The organism is Pseudomonas sp. P9_31 (assembly GCF_034008235.1).
GTDB lineage: Bacteria > Pseudomonadota > Gammaproteobacteria > Pseudomonadales > Pseudomonadaceae > Aquipseudomonas.
In genome coordinates this window covers 2,416,953-2,443,153 of sequence record NZ_CP125375.1, presented here as the reverse complement: position 1 = coordinate 2,443,153, position 26,201 = coordinate 2,416,953, and the positions used below count along the sequence as shown (strand labels likewise).

General features: G+C 57.3%; 19 protein-coding genes and 5 pseudogenes. 20 read left to right on the top strand and 4 right to left on the bottom strand.

Annotation, left to right across the window (positions count from 1 at the left end):
- Positions 1-156 precede the first annotated feature (156 nt).
- Both QMK51_RS10975 and QMK51_RS10970 read left to right on the top strand, forming a co-directional pair.
- Positions 157-1,077, top strand: coding sequence for a MurR/RpiR family transcriptional regulator (locus QMK51_RS10975; RefSeq protein ID WP_258700117.1), 921 nt, complete (start codon positions 157-159; stop codon positions 1,075-1,077).
- Positions 1,078-1,218: 141 nt separating this feature from the next.
- A pseudogene (locus tag QMK51_RS10970) lies at positions 1,219-1,353 on the top strand (glutathione S-transferase); the annotation flags it as partial.
- A gap of 167 nt (positions 1,354-1,520) precedes the next feature.
- Here the strand turns inward: QMK51_RS10970 and QMK51_RS10965 are convergent.
- Positions 1,521-2,759 carry a M20/M25/M40 family metallo-hydrolase gene (locus tag QMK51_RS10965; protein WP_320394038.1) on the bottom strand — a complete coding sequence of 413 codons (1,239 nt, stop codon included), beginning with the start codon at positions 2,757-2,759 and terminating at the stop codon, positions 1,521-1,523.
- A gap of 206 nt (positions 2,760-2,965) precedes the next feature.
- Positions 2,966-3,789: pseudogene (locus tag QMK51_RS10960) on the bottom strand (MASE2 domain-containing protein).
- Between the two features lie 244 nt (positions 3,790-4,033).
- On the opposite strand from QMK51_RS10960, the gene QMK51_RS10955 reads away from it, so the two are divergent.
- From QMK51_RS10955 to QMK51_RS10915, 9 genes are all read left to right on the top strand, one after another.
- Complete coding sequence (locus QMK51_RS10955) at positions 4,034-4,960, top strand: alpha/beta fold hydrolase (protein WP_320394037.1); 927 nt, start codon at positions 4,034-4,036, stop codon at positions 4,958-4,960.
- A 203-nt stretch (positions 4,961-5,163) separates the two neighbouring features.
- Positions 5,164-6,663: a glycolate oxidase subunit GlcD gene (gene glcD / locus QMK51_RS10950; RefSeq protein ID WP_320394036.1), complete on the top strand. Its 1,500-nt coding sequence runs from the start codon at positions 5,164-5,166 to the stop codon at positions 6,661-6,663.
- On the top strand, positions 6,663-7,712 hold the full coding sequence (gene glcE / locus QMK51_RS10945; protein ID WP_320394035.1) for a glycolate oxidase subunit GlcE: 1,050 nt from the start codon (positions 6,663-6,665) through the stop codon (positions 7,710-7,712). The genes glcD and glcE overlap by 1 nt, the downstream gene beginning before the upstream one ends.
- 13 nt (positions 7,713-7,725) lie before the next feature.
- A complete protein-coding gene (gene glcF, locus QMK51_RS10940; RefSeq protein WP_320394034.1) occupies positions 7,726-8,943 on the top strand; it encodes a glycolate oxidase subunit GlcF in 1,218 nt (405 codons plus the stop codon).
- Between the two features lie 128 nt (positions 8,944-9,071).
- The gene (locus QMK51_RS10935; protein WP_320394033.1) at positions 9,072-10,463 is read left to right on the top strand and encodes a VOC family protein; all 1,392 of its coding nucleotides are present in this window, start codon (positions 9,072-9,074) and stop codon (positions 10,461-10,463) included.
- A 553-nt stretch (positions 10,464-11,016) separates the two neighbouring features.
- A complete protein-coding gene (locus QMK51_RS10930; RefSeq protein WP_007900657.1) occupies positions 11,017-11,532 on the top strand; it encodes an Hcp family type VI secretion system effector in 516 nt (171 codons plus the stop codon).
- 131 nt (positions 11,533-11,663) lie between these two features.
- Positions 11,664-13,739, top strand: a complete 2,076-nt coding sequence (gene tssI / locus QMK51_RS10925; RefSeq protein WP_320394032.1) for a type VI secretion system tip protein TssI/VgrG — start codon at positions 11,664-11,666, stop codon at positions 13,737-13,739.
- Positions 13,736-14,569, top strand: a complete 834-nt coding sequence (locus QMK51_RS10920; protein ID WP_320394031.1) for a DUF4123 domain-containing protein — start codon at positions 13,736-13,738, stop codon at positions 14,567-14,569. The genes tssI (QMK51_RS10925) and QMK51_RS10920 overlap by 4 nt, the downstream gene beginning before the upstream one ends.
- Positions 14,570-14,588: 19 nt before the next feature.
- Entirely contained in the window at positions 14,589-17,096 is a 2,508-nt protein-coding gene (locus QMK51_RS10915; protein WP_320394030.1) for a LysM domain-containing protein, read from the top strand.
- 41 nt (positions 17,097-17,137) lie between these two features.
- Here QMK51_RS10915 and QMK51_RS10910 read toward each other — a convergent pair whose 3' ends face one another.
- Positions 17,138-18,130, bottom strand: coding sequence for a formylglycine-generating enzyme family protein (locus QMK51_RS10910; protein WP_320394029.1), 993 nt, complete (start codon positions 18,128-18,130; stop codon positions 17,138-17,140).
- Between the two features lie 98 nt (positions 18,131-18,228).
- On the opposite strand from QMK51_RS10910, the pseudogene tssI (QMK51_RS10905) reads away from it, so the two are divergent.
- The 3 genes and pseudogenes from tssI (QMK51_RS10905) to QMK51_RS10895 form a co-directional block, all read left to right on the top strand.
- A pseudogene (tssI, locus tag QMK51_RS10905) lies at positions 18,229-19,476 on the top strand (type VI secretion system tip protein TssI/VgrG); the annotation flags it as partial.
- Positions 19,469-20,368, top strand: coding sequence for a DUF4123 domain-containing protein (locus QMK51_RS10900; RefSeq protein ID WP_320394028.1), 900 nt, complete (start codon positions 19,469-19,471; stop codon positions 20,366-20,368). The pseudogene tssI (QMK51_RS10905) and the gene QMK51_RS10900, both read left to right, overlap by 8 nt.
- Positions 20,365-20,685: a toxin VasX gene (locus QMK51_RS10895; protein WP_320394027.1), complete on the top strand. Its 321-nt coding sequence runs from the start codon at positions 20,365-20,367 to the stop codon at positions 20,683-20,685. Before QMK51_RS10900 ends, QMK51_RS10895 begins: the two co-directional genes overlap by 4 nt.
- 24 nt (positions 20,686-20,709) lie before the next feature.
- On the opposite strand, the pseudogene QMK51_RS10890 reads toward QMK51_RS10895, so the two are convergent.
- Positions 20,710-21,888, bottom strand: a pseudogene (locus tag QMK51_RS10890) (IS4 family transposase); the annotation flags it as partial.
- A 213-nt stretch (positions 21,889-22,101) separates the two neighbouring features.
- Between QMK51_RS10890 and QMK51_RS10885 the strand changes: the two are divergent.
- From QMK51_RS10885 to QMK51_RS10860, 6 genes and pseudogenes are all read left to right on the top strand, one after another.
- Positions 22,102-22,893 (top strand): hypothetical protein, encoded by a 792-nt coding sequence (locus tag QMK51_RS10885; RefSeq protein ID WP_320394026.1) that lies wholly within the window; start codon positions 22,102-22,104, stop codon positions 22,891-22,893.
- 196 nt (positions 22,894-23,089) lie between these two features.
- Positions 23,090-23,275 (top strand): annotated as a pseudogene (locus QMK51_RS10880) (hypothetical protein); the annotation flags it as partial.
- 74 nt (positions 23,276-23,349) lie between these two features.
- Positions 23,350-23,739 (top strand): hypothetical protein, encoded by a 390-nt coding sequence (locus tag QMK51_RS10875; RefSeq protein WP_320394024.1) that lies wholly within the window; start codon positions 23,350-23,352, stop codon positions 23,737-23,739.
- Positions 23,740-23,741: 2 nt separating this feature from the next.
- Positions 23,742-24,110, top strand: coding sequence for a hypothetical protein (locus tag QMK51_RS10870; protein ID WP_320394023.1), 369 nt, complete (start codon positions 23,742-23,744; stop codon positions 24,108-24,110).
- A gap of 304 nt (positions 24,111-24,414) precedes the next feature.
- Positions 24,415-25,020, top strand: coding sequence for a hypothetical protein (locus tag QMK51_RS10865; protein ID WP_320394022.1), 606 nt, complete (start codon positions 24,415-24,417; stop codon positions 25,018-25,020).
- Positions 25,021-25,153: 133 nt separating this feature from the next.
- On the top strand, positions 25,154-26,152 hold the full coding sequence (locus tag QMK51_RS10860) for a hypothetical protein (RefSeq protein WP_413817533.1): 999 nt from the start codon (positions 25,154-25,156) through the stop codon (positions 26,150-26,152).
- The last annotated feature ends 49 nt before the right edge of the window (positions 26,153-26,201 follow it).

Here is a 26,201-nt window from a genome sequence, read left to right as displayed (position 1 = left end):
GCGTTCCAGACACCGTGCATCGTTTCAGCAGACCCCACGCCGGGCGCAAGCTCAAGATTTTATTCCGGCCTACCCTGTAGACTGCGCACAGCCAACCTATTGTCAGGGGATGACGCTATCCGTCATCTCTATAAGAACAAGCCAGAAGGATTTCTTATGTCCCGCACCGATCAGCCGGCTCCGACCGAGAGCACGCCCGACAGCGATCTCGCCAGCCCCCCGATCAATGCCGAGCGTCTGTTGCAGCTGATCACCAACGAATACGAAAGCCTGCCGCGCCAGCTCAAACGCATCGCCAGCTACATGAGCCAGCAGAGCGACCGGATCATGGTCGACCGCATCAGCGACATCGCCCGCGAATGCGAAGTGCACCCGTCGGCCATCGTGCGGTTTTCCCAGCGCTTCGGGTTCAGCGGGTTCAGCGAAATGCAGGCGCTGTTCCGCGAGGCCTACACCCACAAAACCACGCCGGTGCAGAACTACCAGCAACGCATCCGCAGCATGATCGCCAACAAGTCCCAGAAGGCCAGTGGCGGCGACCTGGCACGCGAATGCATCAACGCCACCCTGTCGGGTATCGAACGGTTGGGGCTGGAACTCGATGACCAGGCCTTCGACAAGGCCGTTGACCTGGTGGTGAATGCCGACAACATCTACGTGGTCGGGGTGCGCCGCTCGTTCGCGGTGGCCGATTACCTGGTTTACAACCTGCAACACACCAACAAGCGCATCCACCTGGTGTCGGGCCTCGGTGGCAGTTACCGCGAGCAGATGCGCAGCGTGCGCGCCAATGACCTGGTAATCGCCATCAGCTTCACGCCCTACGGCAAGGAAACCCAGCACTGCCTGCGCATTGCCCAGCACCATCAGGCGAAAACCCTGATCATCACCGACAGCAACCTCTCGCCGCTGGCCAAACGCGCCAACACCGTGCTGCTGGTCAACGAAGGCAGCTCGTTCGCCTTCCGCTCGTTGAGCGCGACCTTGTGCCTGTGCCAGGCGCTGTTCATTGCCGTGGCTTATCGACTGGAATTGAAGGTCGATGAGATTCATGAGCAGGCAGGCTTTGAGGATTAGCCTTCGAGGATGAACAATAGGCCTGAGGATGAGCGCGAAACCGTTTGCAGGTCACTGAACCTCGGCTAAGGTTGTCCATCCCCAAGGACCGTCTGTAAGGAGAGGCTCAATGAAACTGATCGGCATGCTGGATTCGCCCTACCCCTGGCGGTAGCCTGGAGCTTTACCAACCTGGTGGTGCCGGATCAGGTGGAGGCCACGCAGTTTCCGCTGATCGATGCGTTCACGGCGTATGCCGAGGGGCTTGAGGTGTTTGTCGGTACGCCGATCGACTAGGCAGTACGCAGTAAGCCGAAACACTGCAGATCCCTGTGGGAGCGAGCCTGCTCGCGATAGCGATGGGTCAGCCAACATTGATGCTGAATGTACCGCCGCCATCGCGAGCAGGCTCGCTCCCACAGGTTGCGCACCTTAACTGTCTGATATTGGAGTCTGGCCGATTACTACTTGGCCAACTCCATAATCATCCGCGACAACAGATAAATCCGCGGCGCCACGCTCTCGACCTCGGCATATTCCTCAGACGTATGGATATTCCCGCCGACAATCCCGAACCCGTCCAGCGTCGGCGTGCCTACACCGGCCGAGAGGCTGGCATCCGCTGCCCCACCACTGCCTTCCTCCGTCAATTTACGGCCAATTTCGCCGTAAATCCCCTGGGCCATGGCCATCAAGCGATCCGACTCTGCGGTGTGCGGCATCGGCGGCAATCCGCGCTTGAGGGTGGTGGTGACTTCCGTATCGGCAATCAGTTTGTCCTTCGAAACCCGCGCCAGGTCCTTTTCGATCCGGTCGAATTCTTCCGGTACCACTGCTCGCACATCAGCCTTGGCCGTGGCTTGGTCCGGAATCACGTTAGTGCGGTCGCCAGCCTTGAGCACGGTGAAGTTGATGGTGGTTTTCTTCTGCGCGTCCCCCAGTTTGCCGAGTTGCAGTATCTGGTGCGCGGCCTCCATCGCGGCGTTGCGCCCCAATTGCGGCGCAACCCCTGCGTGAGCCGCCTTGCCTTTGACCTCGACCACCGCGGTGGCGCGGCCTTTGCGCCATACCACCAGGCCATCGGCCGGGCGCCCCGGTTCGAGGTTGAGGGTCACGTCGTGGGCCTTGGTGGTGTTCTTGATCAGGTCGGTGGCGACGCCCGAGCCGGTTTCTTCGCTGGCGTCGAGCAGGAAGGTGATCTGCGCGTAATCCTTGAAGTCGAGGTTCTTGAGGACTTTCAGCGCGTAGATCCCGGCGACGATACCGCCCTTGTCGTCCATCACACCCGACCCATAGGCGCGGCCGTCCTTGATGTGGAACGGGCGCTCAGCGGCCGAGCCTTCCTTGAACACGGTGTCCATGTGCGCCATCAGCAGAATTTTCGCCTTGCCGGTGCCTTTGAGGGTGGCGAGCACATGGTTGCTCTCGTCCGGGGTGTTGGGCACGAGTTCAATGCTGGCGCCAAGCTTCTTCAACTCGTCGATGACGATGTCACTCACCTGGGTCAAACCCGGTTCATAACTGGAGCCGGAGTCGATGTTCACCAACTGCTCCAGCAGTTTCAGGGCTTCACCCTTGTACTGTTCGGCATCGGCGAGGACTTGTTTGTGGGGTTCGGCGAAGGCTGCGGGGGAGAAGGCGCCGAGGGCGAGGGTCAGGCCGAGGCTGGTGGCCAGGAGGGAACGAGGGAGCTTGAACGTCATGAATCGATCCTTGTTTCGTGTCGGTTTCCTGAAACCCTGCCTGACTGCGCCGCAAGGCTCCATACACAATACGACACACACAAACCTGATTAGTCACAGTTCCAATGTGTGGGCTTGCTCGCGAAGGCGGCGGCACATTCAATACGGATGTGACTGACACACCGCTTTCGCGAGCAAGCCCGCACAGGGGATGTGTGGTGATTGGGCTACACCGAATCGAGCAACGCCTTACGCGGCTTGCCGTCGCCATGGCAAATGACGCGGTTGCGGCCGGTGGACTTGGCTTCGTAGAGCGCCTGGTCGGCGTCGTTGAGCCATAGGGTCGCATCGTCGTGGGCCGGGTTGAAGGCCGCCAGGCCGATGCTCAGACTGACTTTCAGCGCCGGGTTCTGCTCGTAACCCAACGTGGAAAAACGATCACGAAGTGCATCCATCGCCACCGCGGCGCGGTCCAGCGGCAGGTCAGGCTGTCGGTGCGGCTCAGGGCCAACAACTCGCGCTTGTGTCGGCCGAGGGTATGGGCCTGACGGAAACAGATCCAGCCTAGGGTCATCGGATAAATCGACAGCAAAGGCAAACAGGCGTACAGCTGAAACGGACTCGTCTGCGGGACAAAAGCCGGCATGAACACCAGCAACCCGAGGCCTATCCCGAGCATTTGCGCGACGGCGCCCACCAACAGAAAACGCAAACCGCCGATGGCCACGTTGTGCATCGCCATCATCGACAGCGTTGCCGCGCTGGGCAGCGGATTGAACTGCATGGCCGCCACCCAGAAACCGCCGAGAAACGCGTCCACCAAGATGTTGCGATGTTCGACGTGGAGAGGAACGTTCGCCCGACGCGCCCATTGATAAGCCACATGCGGCCAGAGCAGCCCGTTGAGCAGCATCACCACCCAGACCCATGGCGCCGGGTCGAGTGGATACATCCCTGCGCCGACGCACAATAATCCAAGGGCCAGACCCAGGATTCGCGATCCATAAAGCCTCCTGGCCAGTGAAAGTCCCTTTCCTCCCTTTTTTTCCATAGAGGCCTCTGTACCACTGAACGGAGCCTGGCAACACACGGGATTGAAAGTGTGTTTGAAGTCTATCAGGGCACCGGCAAATAGCCATCACCGGCTGGCGGTCTGAATAGCGTGGGCTCGCCATGAGCTGAGTGCCCACTGTTTGGTCTATACATGAAGGGAGGGATCGATAAACAACGATGAGGAGGTCCATGCAAAGTCCTGCCGACCACATTCTGTCCTGATCACTGCAAGGAATCGCCTGATGCTTTTGTTGGTTGTCGTTATCGCAGTCTTCGTGGCCTGGAGCTGGTTGAGTTACCCGGCCATCGGTTACTGGCTCTATGACTTGAACATGGCGCTGGAGGCCCGGCTGTATCGGTTGCACAAGATCGTCGTGCCGATCACCGAAATGACCGTCTCGACCTGGCAAGGCGGGCCTTACGAAGCCTCCAGCAGTGTGCTGATGCTGCATGGCTACAGCGCCGACAAGAACGTCTGGCTGCGCTTTGCCCGGCATTTTGTCGACGACTACCGGGTGATCATTCCCGACCTCGCCGGCCATGGCGAAACCGGCTTCAAGGCCGGCGGCGGTTATGACATTCCGGTTCAGGCCAAGCGGCTGATCCAGTTGCTCGATGTCTGCGGGGTCGAGAAGGTGCATGTGATCGGCAACTCCATGGGCGGTTACATCGCGGCCTGGCTGGCGGCCAATTATCCCGAGCGCATTGTCTCGCTGGCGTTGCTCGACCCGGCCGGCGTCACCGCCCCGGAGCCCAGCGACATGGAGCGACACCTGGCTCGCGGCCACAACCCGTTCTTGATTCATTCCCGTGAAGAGTTCCAGAGCTTCTACGCCATGACCATGGCCTCCCCGCCATGGGTGCCAGGGATCGTGCTGGACGCCGTCGCCCAGCGCTATGAACAACAGCGCGACGAACTGGAAGAAATCTTCAGGGACTTCCACGCCAGCCCGCCGATGGAGCCGAAACTGCCCGACATCAAATGCCCGGCGCTGCTCCTGTGGGGGCGCAAGGACCGCTTGATCGACGTCAGCAGCGTGCCGGTCTGGAGCAAGGGCATCGCCGATCTGCAGGTGGAAATCTGGGACGGTGTCGGCCATATGCCGATGGTTGAACAGCCGGCCAACACGGCGCGGTTGTACCGGGAGTTTTTGGAAAGGAAAAACTGATGAGATCCCCTGTGGCCAGAGGGCTTGCGCAACTCATGTGGGAGCGGGCTTGCTCGCGAAGACGGCGGCACATCCAGCCTTGATGTCGACTGACGCACCGCCTTCGCGAGCAAGCCCGCTCCCACAGGTTTCGCACTTTAACCCACCGGCATTGAAGGTTGCCCCCTCGCCACAGAGGTTCGCGAAATGAACGGATCGCGACGATGAACATTCTTTACGACGAACGCATCGACGGTGTTCTGCCCAATGTCGACAAGGCCGCGCTGCTCAAGGCCTTGCAACAGGAGGTGCCAGACCTGGACATCCTCTGGCGCGAAGAAGAGCTCAAACCCTACGAATGCGACGGTCTCTCGGCCTATCGCACCACGCCGATGCTGGTGGCCCTGCCCCGGCATCTGCAACAGGTGCAGGCGCTGCTCAAGCTCTGCCATGCCCGGAATGTGCCGGTGGTGGCGCGTGGGGCCGGCACCGGGTTGTCCGGTGGTGCGCTGCCGCTGGACAAAGGCGTGCTGCTGGTGATGGTGCGGTTCAACAACATCCTGCACATCGACCCTGCCGCCCGCACCGCACGAGTCCAGCCGGGGGTGCGCAACCTGGCGATATCCCAGGCAGCGGCACCGTTCGGTTTGTATTACGCGCCTGATCCGTCCTCGCAAATCGCCTGCTCCATCGGTGGCAACGTCGCGGAAAACGCCGGCGGCGTGCATTGCCTCAAGTACGGCCTGACCGTGCACAACCTGCTCAAACTCGAAATATTGACCCTTGAAGGCGAACACCTGACCCTCGGCGCGGATTCGCTGGACGCGCCGGGGTTCGACCTGCTGGCGCTGTTCACCGGCTCCGAAGGCTTGCTGGGGATCATCACCGAAGTCACGGTCAAACTGCTGCCCAAACCCCAGGTCGCCAAAGTCCTGCTGGCCAGTTTCGATTCGGTGGAAAAGGCCGGCCGCGCGGTGGCCGAGATCATCGCCGCCGGGATCATCCCGGGAGGCCTGGAGATGATGGACAACCTGGCGATCCGTGCCGCTGAAGACTTCATCCACGCCGGTTACCCGGTGGACGCCGAGGCGATCCTGCTGTGCGAACTGGACGGTGTCGAAGCCGATGTCCACGACGACTGCGAACGAGTCCGCGAGGTGCTGCAACAGGCCGGCGCCAGCGAGGTGCGCCAGGCCCGGGACGAGGCCGAGCGCGTGCGGTTCTGGGCCGGGCGCAAGAACGCCTTCCCGGCCATCGGCCGCCTCTCGCCCGATTACTACTGCATGGACGGCACCATCCCCCGCCGCGAACTGCCCGGCGTGCTTCAGGGCATCGCCAATCTGGCGCAAGAATATGGCTTACGGGTGGCCAACGTGTTCCACGCCGGGGACGGCAATATGCACCCGCTGATCCTGTTCGACGCCAACCAGCCCGGCGAGCTGGAACGGGCCGAAGCCCTTGGCGGCAAGATCCTCGAACTGTGCGTGAAAGTCGGCGGCAGCATCACCGGCGAGCACGGCGTCGGCCGGGAGAAAATCAACCAGATGTGCGCGCAGTTCAACAGTGACGAGTTGACCCTGTTTCACGCCGTGAAAGCCGCGTTCGACCCAAAGGGTCTGCTCAACCCCGGCAAGAACATCCCGACCCTGCACCGCTGCGCGGAATTTGGCGCGATGCACATCCACGCAGGAGAACTGCCGTTCCCTGAGCTGGAGCGTTTCTGATGCCGGACTTCGATGCCAGTGAAGCCCTGCTGGAGCAGGTCAAACAGGCGCGGGAAAACGCCACGCCGCTGCGCATTCAGGGCGGCAATACCAAGGCGTTTCTCGGTCGCGAGGTCGCCGGCGAAGTGCTCGATACCCGCGCCCATCGTGGCATCGTCAGCTATGACCCGACGGAACTGGTGATCAGCGTTCGCGCCGGCACGCCGCTCCGCGAGCTGTTTGCAGCACTGGATGCGGCGGGGCAAATGCTGCCCTGCGAGCCACCGTCGTTCGGCGAAGGCGCCACCGTCGGCGGGATGATCGCGGCGGGGTTGTCCGGGCCACGGCGGCCGTGGTCCGGCTCGGTGCGGGATTTTGTCCTCGGTACACGGATGATCAGCGGCCTCGGCACCCACCTGCGCTTTGGCGGCGAAGTGATGAAAAACGTCGCCGGCTACGACCTTTCGCGCCTGATGGTCGGCAGTTATGGCTGCCTCGGCGTGCTGACCGAAGTCTCGCTCAAGGTACTGCCCAAACCCCGGCAATGCCTGAGCATCAGCCTGGGCATCGACTGCGCCCGCGCCTTGGCCAATCTGGCGCAATGGGGCCAGCAACCGCTGCCCATCAGCGCCGCCAGCCATGACGGCCAGCGTTTGTACCTGCGCCTGGAAGGCGGCGAAGGGTCGGTGGCGGCTGCCCATCAACGGCTCGGCGGCGAACCGCTGGATTCCGGTTATTGGGCCGACCTGAACGAACAACGGCTAGACTTTTTCAATGAGGGCCTGCCGCTGTGGCGCTTGTCGTTGCCCAATAACCTCGGGCCTCTGGACATGCCCAGTGAGCAACTGATCGACTGGGGCGGCGCGCAACGCTGGTTGAAATCCGCGGCCGACAATATTCAATCACTGGCCCATGAACTCGGCGGCCACGCCACCTGTTTCAGCCATGGCGTCAGCGACACGCCTTTCCAGCCGCTGGCCCCGGCGCTGCTGCGCTATCACCGGCAACTCAAGGCGCAACTGGACCCGCAAGGGCTGTTCAATCCCGGCCGGATGTACGCGGAGTTCTAGGGGGGCGTTCTCAATGCAAACCAACCTCAGCGAACAGTCCCGGCAACTGCCCCGCGCCGAAGAAGCGGACAAGATTCTGCGCACCTGCGTGCATTGCGGGTTCTGCAACGCGACCTGCCCGACCTATCAACTGCTGGGCGACGAACTGGACGGGCCGCGCGGGCGCATCTACCTGATCAAACAAGTGCTCGAAGGCGCTCCCGCCACGGCCAAAGCCCAGTTGCACCTGGATCGCTGCCTGTCGTGCCGCAACTGCGAAACCACCTGCCCGTCCGGAGTGGACTATCACAACCTGCTGGACATTGGCCGCGCCGTGATCGATCAAGCGGTGCCGCGCCCGGCCGGTCAGCGGCTGCTGCGTCAGGGGCTGCGGGCACTGGCGCCGAATCCAAATCTGTTCAGGACCTTGCTGCAAATCGGCGCCACATTCCGGCCGTTGCTGCCACGGGGCGTCGAGGCGAAGTTACCCCACGACCTCCCCGACACCGGCGAGCGCCCTGCCCCTCGGCACGCTCGCCGGGTGTTGATGCTCGAAGGCTGCGTGCAACCCGGCCTCTCGCCGAACACCAATGCTGCGACGGCGCGAGTGCTGGATCGGTTGGGGATCAGCGTGATTCCGGCACCTGAAGCGGGGTGCTGCGGCGCGCTGGACTATCACCTCGACGCCCAAGCCATGGGCCTGGACCGCGCCCGACGCAACATCGACGCCTGGTGGCCGCACCTGGAAAACGGTGCCGAAGCCATCGTGCAAACCGCCAGCGGCTGTGGCGCATTCATCAAGGATTACGGGCATTTGCTGGAGCGCGATCCGGTCTATGCGGCCAAGGCCCGGCGGGTCAGTGAACAGGCGCTGGATCTGGTGCAAGTGCTGGCCGATGAGCCTTTGGAACAGGTCTGCGCCGCCACCGACCGACGGATCGCCTTCCACTGCCCCTGCACCTTGCAGCATGCACAGAAACTCGGTGGCGCAATCGAGGCGGTTCTGACCCGGCTGGGCTTCAATCTCACGGCAGTGCCCGACAGTCATTTGTGTTGCGGCTCGGCGGGAACCTATTCGATCACCCAACCGGAACTGGCCCGGCAACTGCGCGACAACAAACTCAACGCTCTGGAAAGCGGCCACCCCGAAATCATCGCCACCGCCAACATCGGCTGCCAGAGCCACCTCAACAGCGCCGGACGAACGCCAGTCAGGCACTGGATCGAATTGGTGGATCAAGTGCTGCGTTGACCGAACAGCCCAAGTGGCAAGAACAGTCCTTGGCAGAATGAAGTTCGTCAGAAACTTCGTTTGTCGGCGCCGCCGAAGGCTGCGATCTTTTCCGGCATCCGTTATGTCACTGCGCCAGGAATTTTTTCATGAGCCTCCCGAACTTCGTCAGCCCCGACCTGATCCGCCAACGCTTCTCCAAAGCGATGTCCGACATGTACCGCGAAGAAGTGCCGCTGTACGGCGCGCTGATGGAACTGGTGGAGCAGACCAACCGCCACGTGCTGGACAGCGACCCGCAAATCGCCCGACAGCTGCACAGCACCGGTGAAATCCAGCGGCTGGACCTGGAGCGCCACGGTGCGATCCGCGTCGGCACCGCCGCCGAACTGGCGACCCTCGCCCGCCTGTTCGCGGTGATGGGCATGCAACCGGTGGGCTATTACGACCTGACCCCGGCCGGCGTGCCGGTGCATTCCACCGCGTTCCGTGCCGTGCATGAGGCGGCATTGCAGGTCAGTCCGTTCCGGGTGTTCACCTCGCTGCTGCGCCTGGAACTGATCGAAGACGCCGAACTGCGGGCCTTTGCCCAGTCGGTGCTGGACTCGCGTTCGATCTTCACCCCGGCGGCATTGACCCTCATCGAACGCGCTGAAACCCAGGGCGGCCTGAGCGAATACGAGGCGCAGGATTTCGTCGCGCAGGCGCTGGAAACCTTCCGCTGGCACCACAGCGCCACCGTCACCGCCGAGCAATACAAACGACTCAGCGCCCAGCATCGACTGATCGCCGACGTGGTGGCGTTCAAAGGCCCGCACATCAACCACCTGACACCACGCACCCTGGACATCGACATCGTCCAGGCGCAAATGCCCGCCCACGGCATCACCCCCAAAGCGGTGATCGAAGGCCCGCCCCGCCGCCAATGCCCGATCCTGCTGCGTCAAACCAGCTTCAAGGCGCTGGACGAGCCGATTGCTTTTACCGATCAGGCCGAAACTCGTGGCAGCCATAGCGCCCGTTTCGGTGAAATCGAGCAACGCGGCGCGGCGCTCACCCCCAAAGGCCGGGCGCTTTACGACCGTTTGCTCAACGCTGCCCGGGATGAACTCAAGGAGTTCCCCAACGAGGCCAATGCCGCACGCTACAACGCGCTAATGACGCAGCACTTTGGTGAGTTTCCTGACACCGTCGAGGAGATGCGCCAACAGGAACTGGCGTACTTTCGCTACTTCGTGACGGAAAAAAGCCTGGCGGCGGATGGGCTGAAAGGCGCGTCGCTGGAGGATTTGCTCCGTGACGGGTATGTGCGGGTTGAGCCGCTGGTGTACGAAGACTTTTTACCGGTCAGTGCGGCGGGGATTTTTCAGTCGAACCTGGGGGATGCGGCGCAAGCCCACTATGGCGTGCATTCCAACCAGCAAGCGTTCGAGAAGGCCTTGGGGCGTGCGACGATTGATGAGCTGGGGCTGTATGCGCAGACGCAGCGACGGTCGATTGAGGAATGTTTTGCGGCGTTGGGATTGCCGAATCTGAATTGACCCAAAGAGTTCTCAGTCAAACACACTTTGTGGCGAGGGAGCTTGCTCCCGCTTGAGTGCGTAGCACTCACAAAGTCTCCGCTCGTACGCAGAATTTTGGGGCCGCTACGCAACCCAGCGCGAGCAAGCTCGCTCGCTCGCCACATAAAATTCGACCCGCTGGCTATCTGGGCTTACCCCAGCTTCGCCAACAGCGCCTTGGAGTAAAGGGCAGCGCTGTTCGTTGCGCCCATTGTCCGAGTGATGGCTCATAGCCTTGATGCGCAAGAAGTTGCGCAGTCGTTTCTCAAAAACGCCCTCTAAAAGCGCTACAGGCCTTGTAAACAAAGCCCTCCAGCCAAGTGCGCAAGAAGTTGCGCACCACTGCGCAACTTCTTGCGCACTTTTTCAGGTGATCCTTGCCGAAAATCCTTTCAGCGCTCTAAAAACATCCGCAACCATCTGATTTATATAGACTTAATCATTTCTGGCACGATCCTTGATAACTGTCAGGCACCCACCGGGCGATACCGCCTCCCGGGCACCTTAAATTTATCCGCAAGGAGAGCACCCCATGGCAACACCAGCGTACATGTCGGTTACCGGCGAAAAACAAGGCCTGATCACTGCCGGCGCGTTCACCGCCGACTCCGTTGGCAACACCTATCAGGAAGGTCACGAAGACCAGGTCATGGTTCAGGCTTTCAGCCACGACGTGATCATCCCGCGTGACCCACAGTCCGGCCAACCGACCGGTCAGCGTGTACACAAGCCAGTCGTGATCACCAAGGTCTACGACAAGTCCTCGCCACTGCTGCAAGCGGCGCTGACCTCCGGCGAGCGCATGAGCGAAATCGTTATCCAGTGGTACCGCACTTCGGCTCAAGGTACCCAAGAGCACTACTACACCACCAAACTGGAAGACGCGATCATCGTCGCCATCAACAACAAAATGCACAACTGCCAGGATCCGTCGAACTCGCACTTCACGCACCTGGAAGAAGTGCAATTCACCTACCGCAAAATCACCTGGACCCACGAAGTATCCGGTACTTCGGGTTCCGATGACTGGCGTGTTCCAGTCGCTTAATCGCGGCTGACGGTTCCAAACATCGGCCAGCTCTGCTGGTCGATGTCATTTGCGCCTTCCAGGAATTTTCGCGTCCGCAAGCGCCCGTTTGGGGGCAGGCGTGCGCCGCAGCACTGCACGAGGAACAAGGGATGTTCGCGCCGGCCAATCAAACCCACTTTGCCCTGACCGTCGAAGGTCTGGAAAACGATCTCCAGGTCCTTGCCCTGCAAGGTCGGGAAGCCATCAGCCAACCTTTTGTGTTTGAGGTGGAGCTGGTCAGTGAGCAGCCGTCCCTGGACCTCGAAACGCTATTGCACAAACCGGCCTTCTTGCAGCTCTCGCCTGATGGTAGCGGCATTCATGGCCAGATCTATCGCGCCGCCCAGGGCGATTCAGGCAAACGCCTGACCCGCTACGCCGTGACCCTGCGTCCGCAGCTGTCTTACCTGGCGCACCGCATCAACCAACGCATCTTCCAGAACCTCACCGTGCCGAAAATCGTCGGCATGGTCCTCGAAGAGCATGGCATCCAGAGCAACGCCTACGCATTCAAAGTCGGGGCGATCTATCCCGAGCGCATTTACTGCGTTCAGTACGATGAATCGGACCTGCAATTCATCCAGCGCCTGTGCGAGGAAGAAGGTATCCACTACCACTTCCAGCACAGCGCCACGGCCCACAAGCTGGTGTTCGGCGATGACCAGACGGTGTTCCCGAAACTCGCGCCCGTGGCCTACCAGCAAGACTCCGGCATGGTCGCCAACGACCCGGTGATCAAGCGCTTCGACCTGCGCCTGGAAACCCGCACCAGCCGCACCACCCGCCGCGACTACGACTTCGAAAAACCGCGCCTGAAACTGGAAAGCGAAAACCGTGGCGACGCCCTGCCCGACCTCGAAGACTACGACTACCCCGGCCGCTTCATCGACCGCGAACGCGGCAAGCACCTGGCCAAACGCGCCCTCGAGCGTCACCGCAGCGACTTCCAGTTGGCCGAAGGCCGAAGCGATCAGCCGTTGCTGGTCAGCGGCCACTTCCTGGCCCTGACCCAACACCCCAAGGCCAAGTGGAACGACCTCTGGCTGCTGACCGAAATCCTCCACGAAGGCAAACAGCCGCAAGTGCTGGAAGAGTCGGTCACCAGCAACACGACTAACCTCAAGGACGATTTCCACCAGGGCTACCGCAACCGCTTCCAGGCCACCCCCTGGGACGTGCCGAACCGCCCGCCGCTGAACCACCCCAAACCACGCATCCTCGGCAGCCAGAGCGCCGTGGTCACCGGGCCCAAGGGCGAAGAAATCCACTGCGACCAATACGGCCGCGTCAAAGTGCAATTCCATTGGGACCGCGAAGGCCAGGCCGACGACAAGACCAGCTGCTGGCTGCGCGTCTCCTCCGCCTGGGCCGGTGCCCACTACGGCGGCATCGCCATCCCGCGCATCGGCATGGAAGTGCTGGTCAGTTTCCTGGAGGGCGACCCCGACCAACCGCTGATCAGCGGCTGCCTGTACCACAAGGAAAACGTCGTCCCGTACGCCCTGCCAGCGAACAAGACCCGCAGCACCTTCAAAACCCTAAGCTCTCCGGGTGGCGGCGGTTACAACGAACTGCGCATCGAAGACAAAAAGGGCCAGGAACAGATCTTCCTGCACGCCCAGCGCGACTGGGACGAGAACGTCGAGCACGACCAGAAAATCCGCGTCGGCAACGAACGCCACGACACCGTCGAGCAAAACAGCTACAGCGAATTCAAGGCCGAAGAACACCACACCGTCCACAAAGACCGCAAAGTCGAAACCCGCGCCAACGACCACCTGACCGTGGGCGTCAACCAGCACATCAAGGTCGGCACCGGCCAGTTCATCGAAGCCGGCCAGGAAATCCACCTGAGCAGCGGCATGAAAGTCGTGCTCGAAGCCGGCAGTGAACTGACCCTGATTGGTGGTGGAAGCTTCATCAAGATTGATGCAAGCGGCGTGACCATGAGTGGGCCGGTGATCAACATGAACTCCGGGGGGAGTGCGGGGAACGGGACGGGGGCGGCGCCATTGTTGCCGGGGCCGTTGAAGCAGGCGGATGCGGATAAGGCCGGGCAGGTCGTTGCGCCTTCCCTTGCGTCGTATAAAGCGCAAGCAAAAACGGGGGTGCTACTACCTACCCCTTCGTGCCACCTCGATGCTTCCGGCCATTGCCCCATTCACCAGCCGGGTAAAACAGCATGATGGACTCGATTACTTCGCCGTTCGAACGACCTGCGTCACCGGGCACCATGTGCCTGATTCTGGATGGTAGCTTTGATGAGGATTTGCTGACACGTCTGTTTCAAGGTGACGAACAATCTCGCCCTCGGTGTATTCCACTGTTCCTCAATACGCCATATGCCGAACTTCAACCTGCTGGACCCTACGTTGTCGTGTGCCCTGCAAAAGGCGACTCGACGGCATATGCCAGTGCCTTGCTGGAGCAGTCCGACGCCGGCTGCGTGGCTTGGCTGAGCAATGAGCAAGCCTTGGATAACGGGGTTGAACACTGGCGAAGCCTGCTCACTGTGCGCACCGACGACGCGCCGCAACAAATGATGCGGTTTTTCGATCCACGTTGGTTGGAGCCCCTGCTGCGCTGCCTCAATGAAACTGAGCGTGCCCAGTTTATCGGGCCATTCACCGGCATGGCCTGGCGTAACGAAATGGGCTGGCGGTATTACGCCAGGGCGCCCCAGAGTCCAGCGGCCGAACTGCAACCGCCCGCTTGGCTGTACCTGAGTCCAGAGCGCGAAGAATCGATTGAGCAAGGTCGATTGAAGGTCATTGCAGCACGCTTTGCCGAGGACTATCGCGAAGTGTTGCCTGCCGAAGACACCGTCGAGTTTGTACATCGTCAATTGCTGGCCGGACAACAAGCAGGCTACCAACAGATGGCAGATCAGGAGCGCTGGCTACGCCTCGCCATAAGCCGTGGAGACTCCTTTTGGGCAAACGCCCCGGATGCCGAACTTCTGGCTCGTAACGACGTGGCGCTGGGTGAAAAATTGACTCAGCTGGAAAGCCTCTGAATCACAAGGACGATGAGCAATGAGTAACACCTATACCGTCAAAAGCGGCGATACCCTCAGCAATATTGCCAGCGTTAACAAATGTACAGTGGCGGATCTACGGGCACTTAACCCTAATATCACTGACCCCAACCACATCAAAGCCGGTTGGGTGTTGCAGTTACCAGCCGCTAAAGTGTTGCCGCCGCCCAAGCATGCGGACAACCAGAGCACCACCAGCGTCAAGGGCGAAGCCCAATGCAAGGACGAACTGGTGGACGTGGTGCATATCACCGGTGAAGACACCTTTTACGTTCTGACGGAAAAAGAGTCAAAAACACTCAAAACGCAGACTGACCTCGTCAAAAAACTCATGGACGAGCTGCACCAGAACCTGGCCAAAGCCACCGAAGCTAGCAAATGCACCAAGGCATCAAATCCTCAGACCAGTTGCGCCTGCTCGCGCTGTGTCAAAGACGCCTGGAACGCCAAGGCCGAAGATGCCGGCCTGGTACAGCGATCTGAGCCACCGCCGGAAAAAGCGACCGCTAAGGCGGTTACGCGCAAAGAAGACTTGCAAGGTCAGTTGGCAACGGTGCAGAAGGCACGTGACTGGTATCAGCGTTATACGCCGAAGGTTTCGCTTGGAGGCAACTACCTGGAGAGCAACTGGAAACAGCTGCAAGCCAAAAAAGTACTCGAATTGAACGCCGAGATTGAATCCCTGCGAACCAAAATCGCAGCGCAAGGAAAGGCCGAAGCCGGCGACAGTTCCACCAGCGCCAACAACGCTGCGCCGGACATCAAGCATGGCAAAGGGAAAACCACCGAAAGCCAAAAGGGTCGGCAAGTAAAAACGGGCATTACCGTCATCGAAGTCATCTCGTTCAGCGACCCAAGCCGCCGGCACTACATACCGATGAGTTACCGGGAACAGCTTGACTGGAAAGTGAAGGTCAGCACGAAGGTAATGCAGGGCAAGCCGCTCGATAAAAACCTGGCTAAAGAGCTGTTCAAGGACATCAAGTCCGCCGTCAATGAAAGCCGTAAGACCAGCCCCCTAGGCGGTCTGGAAGCCAAATTTACGAGCTGGACGAGCAAGGACGACAATTTGCTTAATGCGCTGCATAAAGAATGTTCGTGGACTTCCAACCAGGCAGACTCAGCTAAATACGCAGTCTCCGCCGAAGCCCACGCCTTCCGTTTCGCCGCCACAGCCAGCGCCGGTATCAACAGCTGGGAACCTCGCAAGGGCAACATCGAAGTGGGCGTCAAGGGCAGTGCTGCGATTTCGTTGGCCGAAGGCTCGGCCGCCCTCAAGAGCTTCTTTCCCGATCAGGGCGGCTATGTCGTGCGAATGCCTTACCGCAACGCCGAAGGCAAGGAAGTGGTGAGCGACATCGGCATCTTCCGTCTTGACGGCAAGGTAGAACTATCCTGTTTCGTCGGTGCGACGGCACAAGGTCAGGCCGGCGTCAAAGCACAGTACAAACCCAAGGAAGTTGAAGCCTCGGGCGCGACGGCGTTGCTCAGTACGCCCAGTATGGCGGTGGATAAAAAGCGTGGCGGTGCCGTAGGTTTGAAGGGCAACGCCTTTGCCGGCGTGCAAGGTGGCGGTATTGTCACCGGGACGCTGAAGTGGCTTGATCCGGCTAAGCAAGGTGGCGGCAAGATTGTAGCGGGTCAGGCGAATGACAGTGGGAGTACGGATTGGGCGAGTCTGGTTGAGATCAAGACTGAAGGCAATGTGGCGCTTGGCATTGGAGCAAGTTTTGATTTCGGCATTGAAATCAACGCGGATCGCTTGGCGATCAACTGCAAGGCAAGTCTGGTATTTGGCCCGGGGGCTGGAGGCGGTTTTGGTACAACAGTGGATTTGGAACAGATTGGGAATCTCGCATTTATTTTTTGCAACGCCCTATCTAAAGCGGACTTCCGTTACCAACTCGCAGTATCGAAGGAAGCATTTGCCTACATGGCCACCGGGCTATTTAAAATAGCAACACACCCTGGAGAAGTAGCAAGCAAGGCATTTGCGAAAGGGGCAGAAGATATGAGGGCCTGGTGGCAAGAGCGGGAAGCGACCAAACAAGAAGCCCAAAAGTTGGCGAAATATTTGCTCAGCAGGCAATCAGTCGACGTGAATGGCAAAAAAATCCCATTGAAGATGCTACCTCCAGAAACTATTGGACCGATGCTGTATCTGCTAACTGAGAGCTTTGTTGAAAGCTGGGCAGAAGAGCAGGAAAAAGCAGTCGTTCTTTTGCTGTCTCATTTACGCAGCTGGCGACACTTCATAGAGGTATTGGAGCATTGCTCGGAGAAAGGCAACAAAGTTAAAGCGATGGAGAGTTTAAATCGTATAAACGCATTACTTGATGGAAACGAGCAACGAGAGCTCAATAATTTTATCGGGACTTTAGCAATTAATGGCGAGTCAACTTTAATGTCCGACGGTATGTTGGCCTGGACTCCAGGGTTACCCTGGCGCAAAGAGAGTGTCTTGGTCGCGGCTCGACGCAGCAACCTGTTTGACGGTTTAGCTTAAGAAGGGATCAAAATAAAAGGCGCTAAGGCGCCTTTTATTAGTTACAACTTTTTATCCGACTGAATAGCACAGCGAAAACTAGTACCGCCGGAATGGCGACTATGGAGAGGCTCTACTGCCCAGCGTCGAACTATAGGAGCCGCTGACAAAGAGCTTTCTAATATGGTAGAACCCCTTCTGATTTTTTCCTTACCGAAATCTGGCCCCTGCGGATTTTCAAGAGGTGAGTTCTTATAGTAATCTTCACCATACCAATCATTTACCCAATCCGTCGAATTTCCCGAAAGACCATATATGCCTAATGAATTAGGGGCAAACCGATTGACAGGGAAATTATTTCCTTCATCTTCTACAGGGAAGTTTTTTCCGTAGTTCAGACTGCCATTGTCTGTAGGAAATAGTAAATGTTGACCACGACTACGAGCCGCATATTCCCATTGAGCTTCAGTAGGTAAGTCCACAGCGTAACCACTCAGCAGACCTATCCATTCGCAATAGTCTTTGGCCTCTTGCCAGCCTTGAGTCGGGGCAGGTAAGTTTGGTTGATAACGGAACTGCAAATCTGTCCGGCTGCGGTACTTCTCATCAAATAGCGGCTTTTCATTCGCAATAAAAAACAAATCAAAATCACCCAACGTTGTCTGAAACTTTGAGAGATAGTAGCTACTCAGTTTTACTGGATGTACAAAATCATCATTCCCATCCCTGCTGATATTGCAGAGCTGCTCAGGATCTTGCCCGCAAGGCCAGGTACACACATCCTTTTCGTCATACTCACAAATCCAGCCGAAGTCCCCCATATCAAACTGACCACCCTCGACAAACACCATATTGTCGATGGACTGCACGACGGTGTTGAGCACCTTGCCACGCAGTTCGCTGGAAAGATCAGGGTACTTCTTCGCGATAGTGGTGGCGATGGACCCGACTTTCTCTGGGGCAAGGCTCTTGCTGCTTGGTAAAGGGCCGGATTCCGCCTCGCAACCAACCAAAAACATCATGGCTGGCAGGGAAAGTACGAGCTGACGTAGCACTGGAAATATCCTTATAAAATGCGACAAAGGCCGAACATTAACATCCCCTGCCCGCACAACAAAGTCCCGCACAAAACCTTTGAATACGTCTGTAATTACCAGGTCGCTTCATCGACCGCGAACGCGGAAAGCACCTGGCCAAACGCGCCCTCGAGCGTCACCGCAGCGATTTCCAGTTGGCCGAAGGCCGAAGCGATCAGCCGTTGCTGGTCAGCGGCCATTTCCTGGCCCTGACCCAACACCCCAAGGCCAAGTGGAACGACCTGTGGCTGCTGACCGAAATCCTCCACGAAGGCAAACAACCGCAAGTGCTGGAAGAGTCGGTCGCCAGCGACACGAGCCAGCTCAAGGACGATTTCCATCAGGGCTACCGCAACCGCCCGCCGCTGCCCCCCCCCAGGCCACGGATCCTCGGCAGCCAGAGCGCCGTGGTCACCGGGCCCAAGGGTGAAGAGATCCACTGCGCCCAATACAGCCGCGTCAAAGTGCAATTCCATTGGGACCGCGAAGGCCAGGCCGACGACAAGACCAGCTGCTGGCTGCGCGTCTCCTCCGCCTGGGCCGGCGCCCACTACGGCGGCATCGCCATTCCGCGCATCGGCATGGAAGTGCTGGTCAGTTTCCTGGAAGGCGACCCCGACCAACCGCTGATCAGCGGCTGCCTGTACCACAAGGAAAACGTCGTCCCCTACGCCCTGCCAGCGAACAAGACCCGCAGCACCTTCAAAACCATGAGTTCCCCCGGTGGCGGCGGTTACAACGAACTGCGCATCGAAGACAAAAAAGGCCAGGAACAGATCTTCCTGCACGCCCAGCGCGACTGGGATGAAAACGTCGAACACGACCAGAAAATCCGCGTCGGCAACGAACGTCACGACACCGTCGAGCAAACCAGCTACAGCGAATTCAAGGCCGAAGAACACCACACCGTCCACAAAGACCGCAAAGTCGAAACCCGCGCCAACGACCACCTGACTGTGGGCGTCAACCAGCACATCAAGGTCGGCACTGGGCAATTCATCGAAGCCGGCCAGGAAATCCACCTGAGCAGCGGCATGAAAGTCGTGCTCGAAGCCGGCAGCGAACTCACCCTCAAGGGCGGCGGCAGCTTCATCAAGATCGACGCCAGCGGCGTGACCATGAGTGGGCCGGTAATCAACATGAACTCCGGCGGCGGGCCGGGTAGTGGGACGGGGGCGGCGCCATTGTTGCCGGGGCCGTTGAAGCAGACGGATGCGGATAAGGCTGGGCAATTGTTGGTGCCCGCACAGCGGCAAGCGTTGATGCAGAAGAAGCCAATCTGCGCGATTTGCGAGAAGGCCAAACTGGAGGCGCAAAATGCTTAAGTCCGAGTGGCCGCTGGAAAATGAGTTGCCCCAAGGCCTGCCGTGGAATGGCACCGTCGGTTTGCTGCTGGATGGTGTCAGCGTCGAGAAACTGCCTCAACACCTTTATCAATGGTCGGATAATCCGGTTTTCGAGCCACTCTACCTCGGTACCCCGTGGGCTGAGTTGGGTGACGTTTCGCCGTGTCTGGTTCAGATAAAAGCGCAGAACAATCCCATCCTGGCAAAGTTTCTGGCTGAGCCTCGCCAGGAATGGGGCTACCTTGCGTTCAGCGATCAACCCTGGGAACACATGGTCGACCATTTTCGCTGGCTGACCAGCGTCATGCACCCACAGGGTGAGGAAGTGCTGCTGCGCGTCGCTGATCCGGCCGTGGCCCATGCGCTGCTCGACTACGGCGAGAGCATCAAGGACCCTACCCTGTTCGGCCCTTGCTCGCAGGTCGTCGGCGCCGACGGGGCACTGGGCTGCTGGCATATCAACCAGCGCCCCGGCAAAGCCATTGAGCCGAACCACAGCAAACGCTACCGCTTGAGCAACGAGCAACTCAGACAACTGGATGAAGTGAATTTTCGCAGCATCGCCCTGCGCCTCGACGAACACATGCACGAATACTTTCCGTCCTATCAGGCACAAGCGACGCCTCAGCAACGCTGGGAACACCTGCATGCATTGGCTTCGACTTCATACGATCGAGGCTTCAACACCGAGCTCGACATCACCCTCTACGCCAACATTCACAGGTTTCTCGGTGAGCGAGCGCTGGAAGAACATCCAGACCTGGATGCGATACTCAAAACGCCATCGGAACAAACGCCCGCTCTGCGACTCGAACGGGTCGCTGAGATTGCCCAGGAACGGGCTGAAACCCTGCCAAGGAGCCAAGGATGACGACGCCCACATCGACCGGCAAAAGCCCGAACAACGTTGCAAAAAGCCGGGACGACGGTAAGTGCGCCATGGGCGGTTGCTCCCTGATGAAGGCCAAGATTCAGCTCATCCCTTTACGCTATGGTCTGGTCGAACGACTCGACCCATCCAGCGCACTAGCGATGCCTTACAAAACCACCTCACGCCCACTGGGCATTCGCTTGATCCGCGACGGCTGGCTCTACGTCATCGTCGACAAAAAACCCCAATCTCCGCAGTACGACGAGTTCGATATACAAAAGCAGCGACCTATAAAGGAAAAGGGGGACGGATTCTGAGGGATCCCCACAAATCTGCGCCTGCGCCTGGTGATGTACCTCGGCCCGCAACGCGCGCTCAAGTCTCTCTAAGGTTTTTCGAGAGTTTGAGCCGCGTCCGCTGCGCCAGTATTCCAAGCCCAGTCGCCATAGGGACAACACCCGCCGGCGTTTAAGGCTGTTGCTTTGAAAACGATGTTCATGGCCTGCTTCGCGGGCCTGCAACCCCGTTAAACAAAAGATGTAGTTGGCCAAAGCGGAGATCAGTAAAAGCACTTCGGTCCGGCACGGACAGTGACTCCGATGGCGAGTCACACCGACGCCAAAGTGCTCGCTTTTTACATCCCTGAAGCCTTCTTCTATCTGCATACGCTGCTTGTAAATGGCCACGATTTTCGATGGATTCCATTGATCCTCCGGTCGGTTGCTGGCCAATAACCAAGGCTCTCGTTCACGATTGGCCGATTGCCTGCTGAGTTTGTTTTTGGCGATTGAACCGGTGACACGCTGATGTTTGCGACCCTCTGCCGAATGCCTGATGCAGTACAAGTGGATGAAGTGCGGAGCGCTTTGGGTCATCTCGGTCCGACCTAGTGATTTCGGTGAGGACGATGCCAGGGCATAGAGGTTTTTAACCGGTAGCCAAGTGTGTGCGTCGTTGCGGTAGAGGTCCCGGTTACGCACTCGCCCCACGTTATACCAGCCTTGCGCCTCGACGGCGTTGATCCATGGCCGGCGAAAGCCTGCATCAGCTACAAGGATCGGAACACAGTCTTTGGGGGGCATTTCGGCCAGCGTTTGCAGCAACCGTTTTTGATATTTCGGACAACCCTCGCGCTCATGAACGCTCTCATAAATGGGGAACGAACGTCCTGCCAAAGGAATGACCGCGCGCAACAAAAAGAACTCTCCAGCCGCATCGATCGGTGACCAATCGACCTGGATCAATGGATGTCTCAGCGACCCCAGCAAGGCTCGCAACATGACCCAGTAAAACAGCGAGCGCTCAGTTTGCAGATATCGATTACCCAGTAACCGATCGACTCGTTTGATGGCGTGTTTGGGGTAGGCCTTGCCTGACATGAATCGGCCAAGCCCCGTCAGAGTGAGCCGACGCCCTTGGAGTAATGCGCTGACACAACACATCAACGTTTTCAGACGACGAGAATGGACAGTGGGAAGTGCTTGGGCGAGCGCGCTGTGTAAGAATCGGATGGCCTGCATAGGATCGGGGTCTTGTTTTTGTGTGGTGCAATACAAGCTGCCGACCCATGCAGGCCTCTTCAATTCCTAACTTCTTGATTTATCGTAAGAAAAGTCGGGGATTTCTCAAGGACAGATTTATTTTCATGGCGTGGAAAATAGGAAAATAAATCTGTCCCCTTGTGGCTATAAGCGACTTGAACCCAGCAGATACTACATATGGAGTTAAAAAGCTTGTTTTCGACCCTCCACATTGGTCAACCGATGAACATTAAACATACGCTCCTCATCATTCTGACTGTTTTTTCAGCGTCAGCACTTGCCCAACACACTGGATTTGGATTCGTTAAAAACAATCCAGACGGGCAAACTTATTTATATACAACCCAGAATATTTCAAGCAACGAAGTCATTTCGGTCCAATACCCTCAGAATGGAACCGTCGCTTGCTGCAAGTTAACAAAGACAACTGGGGAAAAACAGCAGCAGAACGATGCAATGGACCTGTTCAACGAATCCGACATGCACACCTATGGGCTTGACGTTCAATACACAGCGCCTTTCATCGGCATAGCTGTAGTTGGTAAAAATGCAACTGAAAGCGGCGTCTCAGCCGTTGAGGTCAAGGACCAAGCTACAACTATCAGCACCTGTTTGAGTCAAGAAGGCGTTCATCTCTTCTCGAGAAAAAATGGGAGTTTGAACGGTCACTTGTATTTGAGCCTAGGTTACGATGCAGAGCCAACGTCAAATTCTTGCGAAACGGAAAATGCTGAGTCCGTTCCGACCGACGTCTCCGGCTACATCAAAAACAGAGACAACTGTGATTCTTTGCGCGGAGATATTCCTGAACGGGACCCCGCCGACCCGGACAACCTCAGCCGTGTCATCAGCAATGTCAATAAATACTGCAAGGGCACAGATCAAAAACTGAAGCAGTTGAAAGAAAAATACTCTGGAAACGAAAGCGTTAAGAAGTTGCTCTCGACTTACGAAGAAAATATTGAGGCGGATATGAGTTTTTAGATTCACTCATCAAGGACGGCTGTTGTGAAATCTGAAAACACCAATCCACAGGTCTGGTTATCCGAAACCCCGCTACTGCCGGGTGAACGCCTCTACCTGATCATCACGACAGCCTCACGAAACAAAACCCCTCGACCCTGATTGGCAACCTGATGCAATGGCTGGAAGAAGAACGTCCAGACATCTACGCCGCTAAGGCTGGGGCACCTTGCGTTATGAGTACGACAACCTCGGCCAACTGAGCTACTGCCGTCTTCCCGACGGCAGCAAGCTTGATTACCACCACCAACGCGGCGGTCAGCTGAGCAGCATCGACCTCAACGGCTCGCGCCTGACCAGGCACCAGTTCAACGCCGGCCGCGAACAGCAGCGCCAACAAGGCAGATGACGCGAGCAGAGAGGCAAGCTCGAATCAATGAGCTCGCGCAAGCGAATGCCCACAAATAACTGCAAAAAATGGAAGCTGCTACACTTGGAGCCCACTTCCTTGAAAAGCATGGTGCGCAGACGACTCTACAATCTCAATACGAAAGAGCAAGCACTGGCAGAAACCCAACGACAGGTGTGATAGAAACCTACAATAAAGGTAAAAAAGCAGGGCAAGCAAAATTACCTAGTGCTGCAACACGCTACACAAGCCATCGTGATCAGCTGAACGCGATAAATCGAGCGCTACAAATCTTCAGCAGAACTGGCGAAGCCGATTTGGCGGGCAAACCAATCGACACGGGCCGAAAAATTGGTGAAGGGTACAAAAAAGGAACACTAAAAATTGGAACACAAACTAAAACAGTGACACATTTAGACGCCAACGGAAAGTTAATTACATCGTACCCGGATTACTAAAAATGAAGCCCACCCCTGAACTATCAAGCTTGCGAAACTTACTTTTCATCTTCGACATTGACTACACAGATAATGACGAACGCGAGGAAATAATAGTTTCAAAAAACGTGAACAACAGGGATGAGCTGTCAGAGTTATTTGATCAGGTATTACAGCCAGAGTTCACCGCCCACCCCAAGAGCGCACGCGACCGCCTCATAAGAACATTTGAGTTCTATTTGGAAAAAGACGAAAACTTCGACTCAGCCTTCGACAAACTAAGCACATATTTCAATGATGAAATCGAAGATCATCGAGACTTCATGAAAGTACTTCTAGAGCGCCTAACAAAATACGAAAACAACATTCCAAGCCAACAACAAGCCAAGTAAACACAGTAAAAAATGGAACATTCATCTTTCGCTCACAGAGCAGCAGAACTACCTGACTTTATTTCCGGACACCAACTTGAAAGTGAAGTCGTCATCCATAGCTCCAAAAAACGAACCCAGCCAAAAAACCATAACCAAACATTAAAAACGACATATTTATTACGCACAGAAAGAAAAGTGGACAGATTTATTTTCTAAGCGCTCATAAAAATAGATCTGAGAATCATCTAGCCAGCCTCCCCATCTCACGGAGGTGACGCAAAACTCAAAGTGCGAACTTGGACTTTTGCTAGGAGTATGCCAATTGCCTTATCCCGATTTGCAAAATGCTGTTCAACGTGCAGGATTCACCGTCACCGAGTTCTCGGACCAGCGAGCATATTTCGGCTGCTGGTCGCTGACCGTCGAAGGTCATGGACATACCTACCAAATAATCAATGAAGGACGAGAAGGTTGGTTAATGTTTTATCGCGAGGGCACCGCAGGGACACTTACTGAGCTGGACAAGAAAGTATCGACTTGGATGGACGCCGCCGATAGAGCAACTCAATGCCTGATCTGGCTTTCTGGCTGCTGTCTCCCCCTACAGCCCCACAAAGTCCGAAGTTATTATGTGATTGCCGAAAGGGATCTTGTACCGGAGCACCCCCACAGCTCTGACTGGCCAAAATTGATCGGCTACTGCTACGACGATGACTATTTTTTGTTTTTTGAAGGCAAGGGTCATGGGCTGAATGGGAGCGCAGTACCCGCCTGTGAATGCAAAAAAGCTGAGTGGCTTACGATATTCGCGGCACTGGACGTCGAGTGGTTTATGAGCTGGCTGGAAACACTGAAGTTCACGTCGGAGGAGGCATTTACCTTAGCGTTGATCGAGAAGGTGGGCTCGCTCAGAGTTCGTCGATATTAAAAACTAATGTGTGTCCTCTTTTTGCTTCCCTTTTGCTTCTGATGCATTGCCATCAAAAAGTCACCCCCAAAGAAACTGGATCACCACTCAACAAAGGAATGAACCCTTGTTTACCATCGCACGACCATTCGCCATGCTTTTGGCATTGACCCTTTCTCTTGACGCTGCCGCGCTGTCACTTCGATCAGAAAAGCGCGCAGACGGTACAACTGTGTTGCTGCTCACCAATGACCCCGCCCCTGCACGACCGCCACAGCTCAACGAAGACCCGGCGATACGCGCCGCCTTGATTGACTTCATTGGTTATGCGACAGGCAGCTACACCAACGATGACTCGTTGATCGTGACGCAAGTGCTAGATGCCCTTGATTCAGAGTTCTCGACGTTTGAGGAAGGTGTACCTGCCGGACGCAAAATGCTGACGGCCATGGATGATGGTAACCACGGCGACGAGCGCGCCGCACTGTTGTTGGACGACAAGGGGCAGTTGATCGCTGTTGGGCTGGTCAATGGGCACTGTACCGTCAAATCACGCACAGAGTCGTTGTCCTGCAGTCCTGGCCCAGAAACTGTGCTGACTATCTTCCAGGCGAAAGGCGCCAAGAAGAGCGATGCTGACCCAATCATTGTCTGGAGCAAACAGTTGCCGCCATTGATTGCGTATTGGGCCGAAAGTGAAGATCCCGAAACACGTGCTCGAGCGCAAAAAATTGCCACGGTCGAATACATCACCACTGACCCGCAAAAAGACTCCTGGAACGCCTCGCAATTGCCTTCCGACTTCCCGAAGGCGATGCTCCCGTTGCTTCCAAAGAATGCCCATCTGGCGGGCGCTGGCGTCGACGGCGTGTACACCACACCAGGCATGAAAGGCGCACCGATTTACGGTGACTTCGACGAATTGGCAGGCCGGCCACGACATGATTTCGAGGTCATGCTGAAAACCTATACCGAGTTCTCCGACGTCGTCGAGTTTTACAAACAGAATGCCAAGGGAGCCGAGTTAAGTGCGAACGATGAAAAGGCATTGATTGAAGGCGTTGCAGGTGGTGCCACCTACAAGATCGAGATAAAGGATAACGAGGAAGAAGGAACAGCCATCACTTTTTCCGCGTGGAGAAAAGAGGTCTGAACTCCTTTAACTAGATGATCGAACGCAATGCGGCAGATTCATTCAAATC